Below are 15,613 nucleotides of genomic sequence, written 5' to 3' on the forward strand. Positions count from 1 at the left end.
TTCATCCACTTTCTTTCGAAAAATGAACAAGTATATTTGAAGGGAAAAAGCAAAGTGGTAGACCGGCATATCAGGGTGTGATACACTTTTTCATACAGAATCGGCTGTATGCTAGATCTGATTATCATGAATTGGTTTTCTAGGGTTCCGTGCGGGCAGCGCAGTCTGGACCGAGAGAAAACACATAGGGTCTAGACAATAGACCGTATGGACACGGAGGGATAAAAGCCCGGGAGATTTGATCAAACGATCGATTTCCGGGCTTTTTTTATTGCTTGGAATCGGTAAGAAAGGAAGAGATCGAATGAAATGGGGAAATGTTTTGATTGCAGCCGTATTTGAAGTCGGCTGGGTAATGGGGTTGAAATATGCCGGCTCTATATTGGAATGGAGCGCAACCATCGTTTGTATTGTCGTCAGCTTTTATTTACTCCTGAAAGCCACGACGGTACTTCCAGTTGGCACACTTTACGCCGTTTTCACCGGACTTGGAACAGCCGGTACGGTCATAGTAGGGATGGTCATGGGTGAGCCAGTACAGCTAGTAAAATTACTTTTGATCATGGTACTTTTAAGCGGTGTATTAGGTCTCAAATTGACCACAGGTGAAAAGAAAGGGGAGGCTGAATCGTGAGCTGGCTTTTACTCATTGGGGCAGGCATCTTAGAAATGCTTTGTGTCACCATGATGAATCAATTCCAGAAAGATCGCCATGTCAAATGGATTTTCTTCATAGCAGCTGGATTTTCGCTTTCCTTTCTGATGCTGTCTCTTGCGATGAATACAATTCCGATGGGAACGGCGTATGCGATTTGGACAGGAATCGGAGCAGCTGGAGGAGCGATTGTTGGGATGCTGTTTTATGGTGAGTCGAAAGACGCAAAACGTATTTTCTTTATCGCACTCATTTTATCAGCAGCGGTCGGGTTAAAAATCATTGAATAAGAAAAGGCTGGCAAACATGAGCCAGCCTTTTTGCTACATCGAATGATGATTGGAATCGTTTTCATTTTTGCGGTAAAGCTGACTCACAAGAAGAAAACATACACCAAATGTAAGTAAAGGAATGAGTCTTTCTCCGGTCATAAATAGATAAATGCCCGTGATTAGACATACGATGCCGAGCCAAAAACTCACTTTACCAAACAAAGTCATGCTTTTCATCTCCATCACTCCTTTTGTGATAAAAGGTCTATCCATATTATATCACGCCAGGTGCAGAATTGAATGAATATTCAATAAAAAATACGCCGCTTAATTGCTTTTTCTCTTTCCAGTCCAGTATAATATTTCATTAGAATGAAAAACGTAAATGAGGTCATAAGACATGAGAACATTGATTACAGAGAAACTTGAATTACACAGACAAAAGCATGAGCAAAAAGGAAGGCTTTTAGTCAGCTGCCCGGATCAGCCTGGTATTGTGTCAGCTGTTTCTACTTTTTTATTTGAACATGGAGCAAACATCATTGAATCTAGTCAATACACAACAGATCATGAGAGCGGCCGGTTCTTTTTAAGAATTGAATTTGATTGGAAAGACATTTCTGCCAACTTAGATCAATTGAAAAGCAGTTTTGAGCCAATTGCACAATCATTTCACATGACGTGGAGCATGTCGCGTGCAAGTGATCTGAAAAAGCTGGCGATCTTTGTGTCCAAAGAGCTTCATTGTTTACATGAACTTTTATGGGAATGGCAAAGCGGTAATTTAATGGCTGAAATAGCGGTTGTCATCAGCAATCATGAAACGGCAAAAGATACAGTCGAAGCACTCGGCATTCCATTCCACTTCGTGAAAGCAAATAAAGACATTCGCCAAGATGCAGAAAAACAACAGCTTGCATTATTAGAAGAATATGATATTGATGCGGTTGTGCTTGCTAGATACATGCAAATTTTGACGCCAGCCTTTATTGAACAGCACCCGAACAAAATCATTAATATTCATCATTCCTTCCTGCCGGCTTTTATAGGGGCTAACCCTTACAAGCGTGCATATGAGCGAGGGGTTAAACTGATTGGGGCGACTTCTCATTACGTGACAAATGATTTAGACGAAGGGCCAATCATTGAACAGGATATTGAGCGGGTAGATCATAGAGATGATGCAGAGGCATTAAAAAATATTGGCCGCACGATTGAGCGCAGCGTGCTTGCCCGAGCTGTCAAATGGCATCTGGAAGATCGAATCATTGTTCATGAGAATAAAACGATTGTGTTTAATTGACCGCTTGACTTTTCTGAAGCAATTGGTGATAATATAAAAAAATTAACGAGCGTTGAGAAGGAATAGTAAGCAGGACCTGCTGTGTAAAGAGAGCAAATGATACGCTGAAACATTTGCCGCAGACAGCTGCTGAACCTACCCTTTGAGCCTTAGAGGAAAAATCTAAGCGCATGCCTGGCGTTACAGGAGTTGAGTGGAATAAGCAGACGTATGCTTATTCAATGAAGGTGGTACCACGGAAAATCCCTTTTTCGTCCTTTACATAAGGAGAAAAAGGGATTTTTTATGTGGTGAAAGGTATAGCGGAGGGAATCAATGATGAAAAAGCAAAGGATCGTCATAAAAATTGGTAGCAGTTCATTAACAGAGCAAAAGGGAGCCATTGATGAACAAAAAATGCGGGATCATGTCAAAGCCATTGCAAAGCTAAAAGAGGCAGGACATGAAATCATTCTCATTTCGTCAGGAGCCGTTGCGGCGGGATTTGGCAGTTTAGGATATCCGTCAAGACCTGTGACCTTAAAAGGAAAGCAGGCTGCTGCTGCTGTTGGTCAAGGCTTGTTAATGCAGAAATATACAGAACTATTTTCACAGTTTCAGATGACGCCTGCACAAATGCTTTTAACACGTAATGACTTTTCAGATCGTACAAGATATCGAAATGCTTACGCAACGATGATGGAACTGCTCGAAAGAAAAATTTTACCGATCATTAATGAAAATGATTCTGTGTCCATCGAGGAGCTTACCTTTGGTGATAATGACATGTTATCAGCACTGGTCAGTGGCTTAATTCATGCAGACCAATTGATCATTTTAACAGATATCAACGGAATTTATGATGCCAATCCAAGTGAGAAGTCTGATGCGAAGCGGTTTGATGTGCTGACTCACATTTCAGATGAATTGTTCTCATATGCGAAGAGTACGGGTTCAAAGGTTGGAACAGGCGGGATGAAATCTAAGCTTTCAGCTGCACAAACAGCTCTCTCCCTTGGCGTTAAAGTCTTCATTGGCACAGGTGCAGGGGAAGACAAGCTTCTTCACATTCTCGCTGGTCAAGGGGACGGCACATATATTGGTGAACAAGATTTATCATCAGTCAATAACCGTCGCCAATGGATTCAATTCCACTCACCAGTCTCTGGGAAGATCATGATTGATGCGGGGGCAGAGGCGGCGATTTTGCATAATGGAAGAAGTCTTCTTCCAGCTGGTGTCATTGATGTAGCTGGTGAATTTTCTAAAGGAGAGGTCGTCGAAGTCGTTGGTCCAAACGGGTTAGTCGGTAAAGGACAAACATTGTATGATTCTGATGAGCTTCTTGGCATTAAAGGGATGCGAAGTCATGAGCTTTCTCATGAAAAACCTGAAGTCATTCACCGAGATCACTGGGTTCAGCACGTACAAAACTGAGGAGGGAAAACGATGAATGAAGTTCTAGAAAAAGCAAAAAAGGCAAGCGCAGCCAAAGATCAGCTGCTATTAAAAACAACTGAACAAAAGAATGCTGCATTAGACGCTATTGCAAAAGCATTAAAAGCATCTTCAGCGTATTTAATTGCCGAGAACCAAAAAGATGTTCAGGCGGCTATAGACAAAGAGTTCACGCCATCTGTGATCGACAGAATTACATTAACAGAAGAGAGAATTGAAGCGATTGCAGACGCTACGCATCAACTCATTCAGCTCAAAGACCCAATTGGTGAAACATTAGAGACCATTCAAAAAGAAAACGGGCTTTTCATTGAAAAAGTACGTGTGCCTCTTGGAACGGTTGGGATGATTTACGAAGCAAGACCAAACGTGACAGTCGATGCGGCCACTCTTTGCTTGAAAACTGGAAATGCTGTGATTCTTCGAGGAAGTTCATCGGCCATTCATAGTAATAAAGCGATTGTGAAAGTCATTCACGAAGCGCTGCAACCAACGGATATTCCCGTAGACAGTGTACAATTGATTGAAGATACAGGCCGTGAGACGGCTAAAACCCTGTTCACTTTAAATGACTATCTAGATGTCCTTATTCCACGCGGCGGGAAACATTTAATTGATCTTGTTGTGAGAGAGTCTACTGTTCCAGTACTTGAGACGGGTGCAGGGAATTGTCATATTTACATTGATGAAACAGCCCAAAAAGAAATGGCTGAACAAATTGTTCTGAATGCGAAAACACAAAGACCATCTGTTTGTAATGCCATTGAGAGCATTGTCATTCATGAAACATGGGCAAAAGAACATGGCGCTTCGCTTTTTGAAGCACTTCAGACACATGGTGTAGAAATACGGGGCGATGAAGCAGTATGTGCACTTGCACCTAGTGCCACATTAGCGACGACCACTGATTTTGAAACGGAATTTTTAGCGCCGATTGTCAGTATTAAAACCGTCAAGACCATGGAAGAGGCGATACAGCATATTCAAATGTATAGCTCTAAGCATTCTGAAGCGATCATTACGGAAAACGACCAGCATGCGGCACTTTTCTTAACAGCCGTTGACGCTGCCGCTGTGTATCATAATGCATCTACCCGGTTTACAGATGGCTTTGAATTTGGCTATGGAGCGGAAATCGGCATTAGCACACAAAAATTGCATGCTAGAGGACCAATGGGTCTGCCAGCCCTAACCTCTGAAAAATTTGTGATTCGTGGTCAAGGACAAATAAGAGAATAACCCATCCAAAAGAGAGTCTTATCGCACAAGGCTCTCTTTTTCCTTTCATTTTTGTATTTCTTCGGTCAAGTATGATAAAATATGGTAATGTTTTATATTTTGAGAAGATTGGAGAAGGCAACGTATGGCGAAAATCATTCCCTCTTCGGATATTGGAGTGAAAATCAACAAGTGGTATGAATTAATCCGCAGATTTGATTCAGAACAAGCAGAACAGTTAAAGCAGGAAATTCGCACCTCTCTTGATTCAATGGAAGAAGATCAGAATTTGCTTCTCTATTTTTCTTTAATGGAATTCAGACATGAGGTCATGCTTGATTATTTAAAGCCATTAAAGGAAGGAAAGCTTCGCGCCAACTTTTCCGAGCTTTCGAAAGAAATAGATGAGCATCAAACGCATGTCACAGGCATGCTTGAATATTACTATCATTTCTTCAGAGGCATGTATGAGTTCGGCCGGAGAGAGTACATTGCTGCCATATCGTCCTATCAAAAGGCAGAGCACAAGCTTTCTTTTGTATCCGACGATATTGAACGTGCAGAATTTCATTTTAAAATGTCAGAAATATATTATCACATGAAACAAACACACATTTCGATGCACCATGCCAAACTAGCGCTGGATGTCTATATTCAGCACGAACTATATGCGCTTCGTACCATTCAGTGTGAATTTATTGTAGCCGGTAATTATGATGATATGAGAAGGCATGAAAAGGCATTGCCACATCTCGAAAGAGCACTTGCAAGATCAAGAGACTTTCAGAATGTGCGTTTTATTGCTTCTTCTTTGTTTAATATGGGCAACAGCTATTACAGAATGGGAGACTTGAACCGCGCACTCGACTTAATGAAAGAATCCATCTCATTATTTGATCAAAACCAATCTGATCATCTTCGTCGATCGATAGACCCTCTTTATACAGCCGCTCAGATCTTATACAAACAAGGTAAAAACGATGAAGCATTATATTACAGAGAAGAATGTATGAAACGAGCAGAAGCTCTGCAGGATGACATTCATATTCAGAAGACCATTTTTTTAGAAGCATTGTACTTACGACAAGATGCAGAGCATATTAAACGGATTTTCCATTTTTTAGAATCTTCCTATGCATATCCAGATATAGAAGAGCTGGCTTTAGACACCGCAAAGTATTATAATGAAATGGAGGATTATGAAAAATCTTCCATGTTCTATGGGGAAGCGGAACATGCTCGTATCTATATTCAGAGAGGGGATTGTTTATATGAATTTTAAAAAATGGGCAGTCGTCTGTACAAGCATCACGATCTTGGCATTATGGATCACATCACCTAATGCCGACCCCGATAACAGAAACCATACGCTAGAAAAACCGAATCCGCAGCATATCACGATCTAAAAAGCCCTTTTTAAAGGGCTTTTTTTATTGACCGCTTCAATCATCGTAGGTTGCACATTCATAAAAATAAAAAATGGAGGAAAGATGAAAGTGAGTGTTTTTCATTGACTCTTGAATTTAGATTGTGTACAATTCAATTGTAGAAAATATTAATAGAGCGAAAGAGGGTTATATTCATGTCAGAAGTTTTATTTACTGCAACGGTATCAGCTGTAGGAGGAAGAGAAGGTAAGGTTGTGTCAACAGATGGTGTACTAGAGCATGATGTAGCAATGCCAGGAACGCCAAGAGCGAAAAAGCTTGAGAAAGCAACGAATCCAGAGCAATTATTCGCAGCGGGCTATTCTGCATGTTTTGATTCAGCCCTTCAAATGGTCGCAAGACAAGAGCGTATCCGTTTTGAAAGTGAAGTAACGGCACATGTAAGCTTAATCAAAGACAGTTCAGACGGCGGTTTCAAACTAGGTGTTAAATTAGAAGTAAAAGGAACTGGAATTGAGCAATCTGCACTTGATGAACTTGTTCATAAAGCACACGGCGTTTGCCCATACTCAAAAGCAACGCAAGGAAACATTGAAGTAGAATTAGTAGCTGTCGCTCAATAATAGACATCAAAAAAAGGCTGAGGGAATATTCCCTCAGCCTTTTGATTGTGTTAATTTTTGCAGAAGCTCATGTAAAGAAGCGCGAAGTGTTTTCAGCTCTTCTTCTGATCTGCCTGTTCCAGACAGCATTTGAAATGGAATCGAAGTGGCCTTCTCTTGTAAAGCTTCTCCGTATTCTGTTAAACGAATTTGGACCGAACGCTCATCCTCTTTTGAACGTTCACGGATGATGAGTCCATTTTGTTCCATTCGTTTTAGCATAGGTGTGAGTGTACCGGAGTCTAAATATAAAAGCTCTCCCATTGTTTTCACATTTAATGTCCCATGCTCCCATAACAAAAGCAGTGCCAAATATTGCGGGTATGTGATATTTAACTCTTCTAATAATGGTTTATATTGCTTCGTCATTTCTCTTGAACTTGCATATAACAAGAAACAAAGCTGATTTTCCAGCTTCATATGTTCAAATTCATTTGTCATATCTGTCACCAACTATTTTTTGTCATACTTATCATTGTATAAGATTTTCTTCCTTTTTAAAATAAATACAGACTAAAAATGAAAAATTCTTCAATGTGCCATAAATGTTTGAGCAACGAATAGAACGTGAAAGGTATAAGTAGTAGAAGGAGGAGATCAAGATGAAACCATTATTTACTGCAAAAGTAAAAGCACAGCACGGAAGAGCAGGACATGTTCGTTCTGATGATGGTGTGCTTGACCACAACATTGTGATGCCAAACGCAAAGAAAGATGGAGAAACTGGTACGAATCCTGAACAATTATTTGCAGCGGGTTATGCGGCCTGCTTCGGAGGGGCGCTTGAACAAGTCGCCAAGAAGCAAGGTGTCGAAATTGAATCAGAAGTAGAAGGACATGTCAGTCTATTAAAAGATGAAAGTGATGGCGGTTTTAAACTTGGCGTGAAGCTGATTGTTTCCGCTAAAGGGCTCGACCACGACAAAGCGAAAGAGCTTGTTGAGGCTGCACATGAATTCTGTCCATATTCAAAAGCAACAAGAGGAAACATCGAAGTAGAGCTCGAAGTGGCGGAATCACGAAAAGAAAAAAGGGCTAAAATTTAGCCCTTTCTCAAGCATCTACTGACACCTGCTGTGGAGCAGGTGTCTTTTTTAATATTCTTTCTTTTTGTCGTATGTGTCCCATGCTTCAAATGGAGCAAGGGTTTTTTGAAGAGTCATCTGGTAAAATGGGATATTTCTTGATTCGTATTCTTTATTGATTTCTTCATAAATAAAGGAGTCATCAAAACCAGAAGTCGCTGCATCCTTGTGTCCAGCGGCAAAATATACGGCCTTTGGTCTAGCCCAATAGATAGCACCAAGACACATTGGACAAGGCTCACAGCTTGTATACAAAATACAGTCTTCTAATTGGTATGTATGTAGTGTTTGGCACGCCTTTCGAATAGCTGTCACTTCTGCATGTGCAGTTGGATCATTACTTGTTGTGACATTGTTGCTTCCCTCTGCAATAATTTGACCGTCTTTGACAATGACCGCTCCAAAAGGGCCGCCAGTGCCACTATTTACTCCTTCTACTGCAAGATCAATTGCGCGTTGTAAAAAAGCTTCGTGATTCATTGTCTTCCTCCCTTTGTTCGACTGACTTCTCTAGTATAAACGAATCATGATAGAAAAGGAATCATTGTAGGAGGAGATCGAACAGGACAATTTACGGGTAAAAAACCCCTGCCAAATGTTCAGCAGGGGAAGAGTAAGTCCATTATGCGTGCTGCGCTAGCTTTTTACGAGCGACTTCAGCAGCTGTCACCATGTTTTTCAAAGCAGCAATGGTTTCAGGTTCTTGTCTTGTTTTCAGTCCACAGTCAGGGTTGACCCAGAAGCGATCTGTCGGACATACGTTCAGTGCATCATCAATGATTTTACTCATTTCTTCAACAGATGGAACGCGCGGGCTGTGGATGTCATATACCCCTAGTCCAAGACCTTTCAAATACGGGTGTTTTTCTAAATAATCGAGGAACCCGCCATGACTACGTGAATGCTCAATCGTAATCACGTCTGCATCAAGGTCTTCAATCGTATCAACAATATCCTCGAAGTTGCTGTAGCACATATGTGTATGAATTTGCGTTTCATTTTGAACAGACGATGTCGATAGACGGAATGACTCTGCTGCCCAGTTTAAGTATGCTGCCCAATCACTCTCTTTTAAAGGAAGACCTTCTCTTAGCGCAGGTTCATCCACTTGAATCACTTGAATACCCGCTGCTTCTAACGCTTCTACCTCTTTACGTAAAGCAAAAGCGATTTGGAAGGCAATGTCTTTACGAGAGATATCTGTTCTTGGGAAAGACCAGTTTAAGATCGTGACAGGCCCTGTCAGCATTCCTTTGACTTTTTTCTCCGTTAAGCTTTGAGCGTAAACCGTTTCTTTCACTGTCATTGGTTCTGTAAATTCTACATCTCCATAAATGATCGGCGGCTTCACGCAGCGTGATCCATAAGATTGAACCCAAGCGAATTTTGTAAAGGCAAATCCAGCGAGTTTTTCACCGAAGTATTCAACCATGTCTGTACGTTCAAATTCTCCATGAACGAGTACATCTAGGCCAATCTCTTCTTGAATATCAATCCATCTTTTTGTTTCTTTTTTAATAAATTCATCATACTCTGCATCTGTCCACTCATTTTTGCGCCATTTTTGACGAGCACTGCGCACCTCAGCTGACTGAGGGAAGCTTCCGATTGTTGTGGTTGGAAGAAGCGGCAGTTCAAGAGATTCATTTTGAATGCGTAGTCGTTCTTCAAAAGCAACTGGACGTTTAAAATCTTTTGATGAAAGACTGTTGCGCTCTGCTGTCAGGTCCGCATTCGTTCCTTTCGCGAATTCTTTTAACGTCAGAAGTGCTTCATTTGCTGCATGGATGTCTGCATCAATGGCAGCCGCTCCTTTTGATAAGCCTTCTTTTAATAGCGTTAATTCAGCCAGCTTTTCAGTGGCATAAGAAAGTCCGTTTAATAGTTTTTCTTCAAGCTGTTCGCTCGGATGTTTTGCAACTGGGACATGTAGCAGGCTGCTTGAAGGCTGCAGCCATACTTCTTTCGGCTGCACGTCAGCAATCACTTCAGAAATAAACGATAATCTTTCTCCTAGATCTGATCTCCAAATATTTCTGCCGTCGATGATACCGGCTGCTAAAATTTTATCTTTTGGGAAGCCGTGTTTTTTCAATTGTTCAAGGTTTCGTCCTTGATCATGGACAAAATCAAGACCGATGGCTTCAACAGGATACGTCACAAGCTCTTCATAGGCATCTACTGAGTCAAAGTATGTTTGAAGGAGAACGTTTAAGGCAGGTACAGCTTCTTTAATCGTTTGATAGATGGCTTTTACTGCTTTCACGTCTTCACTTGAAGCTGTGACTAAAGCAGGCTCATCAATTTGAACCCATTTTACACCGGCTTCTTCAAGCTCTTTTAACAACTGAGTATAAAGCGGCACTAGGCGCTGCTGAATCTCTTTTACTTCATTTGGTTCATAGCCTTTAGAAAGAGAAACAAATGTATAAAGACCAAGAACGACAGGTTTTGTTTCAACACCAAACGCTTTTTTCACCTTTTCGTATGCTTCAAGCGGTTTGTTATGTGTGAGTTTGAATTCTGTGCTTTTTTCGTATTCTGGAACGATGTAGTGATAGTTTGTATTAAACCATTTTGTCATTTCACTTGAGACAGCATCTTTTGTTCCTCTTGCCATCGCAAAGTATGTATCTAGCGGGTCTTTCAAGCTGCGGAAGCGCTCTGGAATCCAATTGAACATAACGGCAGTATCCAGCACGTGATCATAGAAGGTGAAGTCGCCAGAAGGAACAACGTCAATTTGTTGATCAATTTGAGTTTTAATAGCGGCTAAAAATTGTTCATCGAGTGTGCTTAAGAGGGTTTCTCGGTCAGTTTGACCTTTCCAATAAGACTCAAGTGCTTTTTTCCATTCTCTGTTTAAACCAATTCGCGGAAAACCTAGATTACTTGTTTTAACAATTGTCAATTCCAATTCCTCCTCTAAATATAAAAAGACACTCACACTCATGGTCAAGATTGATGAGGGCAAATGTCTGGTTTAAAAAGACAAAATGTGTGTGCGAAAGAAGGCGTAAGTATCAATGACGAACGCTTTTCCGACATCTCCTATCAACCGTAGGGGGTTTGATGTGATAGAGCGGCTGGTATCCTGGCTAGTGAATCTGCAAGCTTTTCATCCTTCCCATCTTCACGACAGTGGATGATTAACGAAAAGCTCTCCTCACTTACAGTGGCGGGACCGCGCCGGATTTTCACCGGTCTTCCCAATTAAAATTCGACGTGTGATCGAATTACCGACTCTCAAACTATGAATTTATTGTGTTCGATTATATAACGTTCACTTCATTTCGTCAAAGTAAATTTTGAATAATTGTAATTAAAAAAATCCTGAGAAAATTCTATCTTTTCTCAGGACCTAACATGTACCTATAGAGACAAAAGTTCTGCTTCCAATGTTTTCTCAAGAAGTACATCTGGTGCAGTTAAATATAAAAACCCGTTTCCTACAAGGGTTTTCGATTGTTTTAGCGGAAGAGTTCTTCGTACAAGCTGAGCATATACCTCAGGTTCTGTCAGCTTACGCTGGAACGCTTCTTCTTCGGCATTTTTAATAATGGCGAGTGCACCGCTCACATGAGGGGCAGCCATGGAAGTGCCTGTTAGTCTTCCGTATTTATGGTTAGGGAGAGTGGATAAAATGTCTTCACCTGGAGCGACGAGGTCGATTTCTTTATTCGCATTGGAGAATTCAGAGGATTCTCTTGCAAGAGAGACAGAGCCGACGGCAATGACCTCGTTGTATGCAGCTGGATAGGAGAACTCTTCAGTACGCTCGTCTCCGTCACCTTCATTTCCTGCTGCGCAGACAACAAGCACACCGCTGCTTACCGCATGTTGGATGGCCTTTTGCAGTTCTGGTTCATTGCTTGGCCCACCGAGAGACATGGAAATAATATCAACCTTCTGTTCAACCGCATAGTTAATGCCATTGATAATCCATTCGTATTTCCCGCTGCCATTTTTCCCTCCAAGAACTTTCACGATCAACAGTTTGGCTTCAGGGGCAACACCTAAAATACCGCCATTTTGATCCGTTGCTGCAATCGTTCCTGATACATGGGTACCATGCCCGTTGTAGTCTTTTACATTCTCAGCATCTCCATTGTCATCATCGGTAAAGTTTTTTCCTCCGATAATCTGATCTTTTAAATCGGGATGCTCCGTGTCGCAACCTGTATCAAGGACAGCAATGGTTATGCCTTTTCCTTTGAAGCCACTTGACCAAAGTTCGGGTGCTTTAATCTCCTGAATACTTTCCGGCGTCTCTTTCGCTTCCATCACATTGGCTTTTACTTCATACGGAATTAAGCGAATTTCACCTTTCATAAGAAAGCCCTCCTTATTTTGTTTTCAAAGTAGATTCAGGTTGCGTAATGTTATTGTATAAAACAAATGTTTGATTGGAAAGGGTCAATTGTAATAATTTTTCAAATAATCAAATAATTATTTATTGTGCAGTTCTCCTCATATCTTGCCGAAAGAAGTCACCTTTTGAGGAAAACTCTTAGTATCATATGAAAAAGAATGAAATGTTGCATAGTGAGCTTGCACCTGTACAGATGAAAATGGGTGAAAAGAACTAAAAAAGGCAGATCGAAAAAACAATCATATAAAGAGATAGAGGATGACAGAAAAGAAAAAGGTACATGGCATGTGCAGATAATTGTTTTTTCATTATAATGATCGAAAGAATATAGAATGTAAAAAGTATTTGACATTTTTTAAGCGGATGATATGATTGAAATGTAAAAAGTATTTGACATTTTGATTGGGAGGGGACTAACCGTTGGATGTTGTCAAAGTTGTGTATTCAGTCATCTTATTAGTGGTCGGACTGTTCATTTTTATCGCGCCCATGATTCAAAAGGGTGATGAAAGAAAGAGATTTATCTACTCAAAAGCTCAATCGTATGCATTTATGGTGGTCATTGGTATGCTTTTATTAGAAGTCGCAGAGTCTATATTTTTAACGACCCAAGGGAACAATTCTGATAAGGGGTTTGGGATTTCTCCCATCATGTTCCTAACTGTGATTTCGGTCATATATTTAGTTACATTACTCATATACAGAAAAAAATATGGTGATTAAATTGCAAAATCATATAAGAGAACTAAGGAAATCCATTAAATTATCCCAAGAAGAACTTGCTAAACGGTGTAAGGTCTCGAGACAAACCATCAATGCCATTGAAAACGATAAGTACGACCCTACTTTACAATTAGCCTTTGACATCGCCTCTGTTTTGAATACGACTGTAGATGAGCTTTTTGTCAGTCAACCTAAAAAGAAGTAAGGGACCAGCCTCAGAAAAGAGGCTTTTTTTGTTGATTTGTGTAATGTGAAAGGTTCAGCTGAAAATAAAAATCAACCATATTACATAACAATTCCTCATTCATGAAAAATAGAATATGAAGATTGTGACTGTTCCAATGGAGAAAGGCAACATATAATAATGGAAAGACAAGCTTGCCTTTCAGATAGGAGAGATAGAGATGAACAAAGGGAAGATACTCGTGGTAGAAGATGAAAAGAAAATTGCAAGAGTGCTGTCATTAGAACTTGAATATGAAGGATATGAGGTCACAGTCCAAGATACAGGGATGAAAGGACTCCAGGCGCTCGAGGAGGAGAGTTTTGATTTAGTGCTTCTAGATGTCATGCTTCCAGAATTAAGCGGACTTGAAGTGCTTAGAAGGGTTCGAAAGACAAATACGGCAACACCGATCATTTTGATTACCGCAAGAGGAAGTGTTCCCGATAAGGTCAGCGGTCTTGATCTTGGGGCAAACGATTATATTACAAAACCCTTTGACATAGAAGAATTATTAGCGAGAATTCGTGCACAGCTAAGGTTCAATCACAATGCGCAAGAGGAAAAGGAAATTGAGCTAAGTATTGCAGATTTAACGGTGAATGAGAAAACAAGAGAAATTCAAAGAGGCGGTCAGACGCTTGAGCTGACACCAAGAGAATATGACCTGCTTGTTCATTTATTGAAACATCAGCAGCAAGTGCTCACAAGAGATCAGCTTTTAACAGCTGTTTGGGGTTTTGATTATTTTGGTGACACGAACGTGGTTGATGTCTATATTCGCTATTTAAGGAAAAAAATCGATTACCCGTTTGAAAAACAATTGATTCACACAGTGAGAGGTGTGGGTTATGTGATGAAAGGTTAAAGCATGAGATTAAAAAATAAGATCCAGCTTTATACATCGTTGTCCTTGTTTTTAATGGTGCTGCTGTTTCATACAGCGATTTATTTTATTTTTTCAATGACTTTGACGCAAAAAGATATGTCCAGACTGTCGGAAGTAGCTGAAAATATTGCGATTGCACTAAAGAAGTCAGAAGAAGAGGGCCTTCCATCTTCAGAGCTTCTGAAAGCGTATCTGCCTCAAAATGGTATGATCCGTGTCGTCACAGAGAAAGGTGAATCAAAGCTGACCGTCACGAAGGAATCTACGTTCAGCTCACTTCCTTTTACATACGAATCTGGTCAGACAGCAGAAATTCAAGAATACAATAAGCATATGATTGCGTTCGCGGCTATCCCTGTCATTTGGACGAATGGGGACATTGTGTCGCTGCAAGTATATGAAGAAATTGAAAATACAGAAGAGAACTTGGCGTTATTAAAAATGATTTTAATCACTACTGGCGTTTTGTTTATTGTGCTTTCTTATTTTGCAGGCCACATTTTAACAAAACAAATTGTCCGCCCAATTAGTCGAATGACCAATACGATGAAAGCAAGTATGAGAGAAAAGGCATTTAAACGAATTGAATTAACAGGCGATTCAAAGGATGAACTGTATCAAATGGGTCAAACCTTTAATGAAATGGCCGAAATTCTCGAGAAACATTATGAGAAAGAGCAGCAATTTTTGCACGATGCTTCTCATGAATTGAAAACACCCATTACCGTCATCATGAGCTACAGCAATTTACTAAAACGCTGGGGGCAAAGCCGGCCAGAGGTCGTAGAAGAATCCTCTCAAGCCATTCATGATGAGGCAAAAAAAATGAAAAGGCTGACAGATCAACTACTCACACTGGCGAAAAATGGGCAGCCGCTTTACTTGGACATGAAGCCGGTTGATCTTGGTCATTTGTGCAGCCAAGTTGGTCATACACTTGAAGTGGCAACCAATCGAACCATCCTTACTCATGTACAAACAGATCAGCCTGTGATTGCTGAAGGAGACGAAGAGAAGATCAAACAGCTTTTGACCATCTTGATTGATAATGCGGTTAAATATAGTGCAGAGCCAGTTGATGTGAACTGCGGACGAGCAGGAGAGAAACCGTTTATTTCGGTTGTTGACAAAGGAATTGGCATAAAAGAAGCGGATCTGCCGAAAATCTTTGACCGCTTTTTCCGTGTGGATGAAGCGAGAAACAGTGAGACGGGCGGGACTGGACTTGGCCTGTCAATTGCGAAGCAAATTGCTGAAGAGCATGGGGCTGAGCTAAAGGTAGACAGCCGTATCGGTGAAGGAACCGTGATGACCATTCTTTTTCAGAAATAAGTAGGTCTTTTCTCATCAATTTCTCATTTCCTCCTTATAAAATAGGAAATAGGA

At 40.7% G+C, this 15,613-nt stretch carries 18 protein-coding genes, 2 riboswitches and 1 other annotated feature; of the genes, 13 read left to right on the forward strand and 5 right to left on the reverse strand.

Annotated elements, in window-relative coordinates; genetic code table 11:
• Window positions 1-128: 128 nt before the first annotated feature.
• Window positions 129-238: riboswitch (guanidine-I (ykkC/yxkD leader) on the forward strand.
• A gap of 66 nt (window positions 239-304) precedes the next feature.
• Complete coding sequence (locus MHI58_RS06325) at window positions 305-634, forward strand: multidrug efflux SMR transporter (protein WP_024719620.1); 330 nt, start codon at window positions 305-307, stop codon at window positions 632-634.
• Window positions 631-945 (forward strand): multidrug efflux SMR transporter, encoded by a 315-nt coding sequence (locus MHI58_RS06330; RefSeq protein WP_017367096.1) that lies wholly within the window; start codon window positions 631-633, stop codon window positions 943-945. The genes MHI58_RS06325 and MHI58_RS06330 overlap by 4 nt, the downstream gene beginning before the upstream one ends.
• A gap of 33 nt (window positions 946-978) precedes the next feature.
• Here MHI58_RS06330 and MHI58_RS06335 read toward each other — a convergent pair whose 3' ends face one another.
• Window positions 979-1,164 (reverse strand): hypothetical protein, encoded by a 186-nt coding sequence (locus MHI58_RS06335; protein ID WP_024719622.1) that lies wholly within the window; start codon window positions 1,162-1,164, stop codon window positions 979-981.
• A gap of 163 nt (window positions 1,165-1,327) precedes the next feature.
• Between MHI58_RS06335 and purU the strand changes: the two genes are divergently transcribed.
• The 6 genes from purU (at window position 1,328) to MHI58_RS06365 (ending at window position 6,896) form a co-directional block, all read left to right on the forward strand.
• Complete coding sequence (gene purU / locus MHI58_RS06340; protein ID WP_007498809.1) at window positions 1,328-2,230, forward strand: formyltetrahydrofolate deformylase; 903 nt, start codon at window positions 1,328-1,330, stop codon at window positions 2,228-2,230.
• 43 nt (window positions 2,231-2,273) lie between these two features.
• Window positions 2,274-2,492: a binding site (T-box leader), on the forward strand.
• 56 nt (window positions 2,493-2,548) lie between these two features.
• Entirely contained in the window at window positions 2,549-3,646 is a 1,098-nt protein-coding gene (gene proB / locus MHI58_RS06345) for a glutamate 5-kinase (protein ID WP_045034970.1), read from the forward strand.
• A gap of 12 nt (window positions 3,647-3,658) precedes the next feature.
• A complete protein-coding gene (locus MHI58_RS06350; protein WP_041507403.1) occupies window positions 3,659-4,906 on the forward strand; it encodes a glutamate-5-semialdehyde dehydrogenase in 1,248 nt (415 codons plus the stop codon).
• A 124-nt stretch (window positions 4,907-5,030) separates the two neighbouring features.
• Window positions 5,031-6,167 (forward strand): Rap family tetratricopeptide repeat protein, encoded by a 1,137-nt coding sequence (locus tag MHI58_RS06355; protein ID WP_024719625.1) that lies wholly within the window; start codon window positions 5,031-5,033, stop codon window positions 6,165-6,167.
• Window positions 6,157-6,291, forward strand: a complete 135-nt coding sequence (locus MHI58_RS06360) for a hypothetical protein (RefSeq protein ID WP_008346190.1) — start codon at window positions 6,157-6,159, stop codon at window positions 6,289-6,291. Before MHI58_RS06355 ends, MHI58_RS06360 begins: the two co-directional genes overlap by 11 nt.
• A 176-nt stretch (window positions 6,292-6,467) precedes the next feature.
• Window positions 6,468-6,896 (forward strand): organic hydroperoxide resistance protein, encoded by a 429-nt coding sequence (locus tag MHI58_RS06365; protein WP_007498801.1) that lies wholly within the window; start codon window positions 6,468-6,470, stop codon window positions 6,894-6,896.
• A gap of 33 nt (window positions 6,897-6,929) precedes the next feature.
• Here the strand turns inward: MHI58_RS06365 and MHI58_RS06370 are convergent, their stop codons facing one another.
• Window positions 6,930-7,376: a MarR family winged helix-turn-helix transcriptional regulator gene (locus tag MHI58_RS06370; protein ID WP_008346188.1), complete on the reverse strand. Its 447-nt coding sequence runs from the start codon at window positions 7,374-7,376 to the stop codon at window positions 6,930-6,932.
• Window positions 7,377-7,537: 161 nt separating this feature from the next.
• On the opposite strand from MHI58_RS06370, the gene MHI58_RS06375 reads away from it, so the two are divergent.
• Window positions 7,538-7,981 carry an organic hydroperoxide resistance protein gene (locus MHI58_RS06375; protein ID WP_368004400.1) on the forward strand — a complete coding sequence of 148 codons (444 nt, stop codon included), beginning with the start codon at window positions 7,538-7,540 and terminating at the stop codon, window positions 7,979-7,981.
• Window positions 7,982-8,029: 48 nt separating this feature from the next.
• On the opposite strand, the gene MHI58_RS06380 is transcribed toward MHI58_RS06375, so the two are convergent.
• The 3 genes from MHI58_RS06380 to MHI58_RS06390 form a co-directional block, all read right to left on the reverse strand.
• Window positions 8,030-8,500 (reverse strand): nucleoside deaminase, encoded by a 471-nt coding sequence (locus MHI58_RS06380; protein WP_045034949.1) that lies wholly within the window; start codon window positions 8,498-8,500, stop codon window positions 8,030-8,032.
• 142 nt (window positions 8,501-8,642) lie between these two features.
• The gene (metE, locus tag MHI58_RS06385) at window positions 8,643-10,931 is read right to left on the reverse strand and encodes a 5-methyltetrahydropteroyltriglutamate--homocysteine S-methyltransferase (RefSeq protein WP_045034950.1); all 2,289 of its coding nucleotides are present in this window, start codon (window positions 10,929-10,931) and stop codon (window positions 8,643-8,645) included.
• Between the two features lie 155 nt (window positions 10,932-11,086).
• A riboswitch (cobalamin riboswitch) is annotated at window positions 11,087-11,279 on the reverse strand.
• Between the two features lie 113 nt (window positions 11,280-11,392).
• Complete coding sequence (locus MHI58_RS06390) at window positions 11,393-12,352, reverse strand: S8 family peptidase (RefSeq protein ID WP_007498796.1); 960 nt, start codon at window positions 12,350-12,352, stop codon at window positions 11,393-11,395.
• 460 nt (window positions 12,353-12,812) lie between these two features.
• On the opposite strand from MHI58_RS06390, the gene MHI58_RS06395 reads away from it, so the two are divergent.
• From MHI58_RS06395 to MHI58_RS06410, 4 genes are all read left to right on the forward strand, one after another.
• Entirely contained in the window at window positions 12,813-13,115 is a 303-nt protein-coding gene (locus MHI58_RS06395; RefSeq protein ID WP_041092341.1) for a hypothetical protein, read from the forward strand.
• Window positions 13,105-13,320, forward strand: coding sequence for a helix-turn-helix transcriptional regulator (locus MHI58_RS06400; protein ID WP_169476040.1), 216 nt, complete (start codon window positions 13,105-13,107; stop codon window positions 13,318-13,320). The genes MHI58_RS06395 and MHI58_RS06400 overlap by 11 nt, the downstream gene beginning before the upstream one ends.
• 199 nt (window positions 13,321-13,519) lie before the next feature.
• Window positions 13,520-14,206, forward strand: a complete 687-nt coding sequence (locus MHI58_RS06405; RefSeq protein WP_008346176.1) for a response regulator transcription factor — start codon at window positions 13,520-13,522, stop codon at window positions 14,204-14,206.
• 3 nt (window positions 14,207-14,209) lie between these two features.
• Window positions 14,210-15,559 carry an ATP-binding protein gene (locus MHI58_RS06410; protein ID WP_045034951.1) on the forward strand — a complete coding sequence of 450 codons (1,350 nt, stop codon included), beginning with the start codon at window positions 14,210-14,212 and terminating at the stop codon, window positions 15,557-15,559.
• Window positions 15,560-15,613: the final 54 nt, after the last annotated feature.

Origin of the sequence: Bacillus sp. FSL K6-2869 (assembly GCF_040869405.1) — a bacterium.
GTDB classification, from domain to species: domain Bacteria; phylum Bacillota; class Bacilli; order Bacillales; family Bacillaceae; genus Bacillus; species Bacillus altitudinis.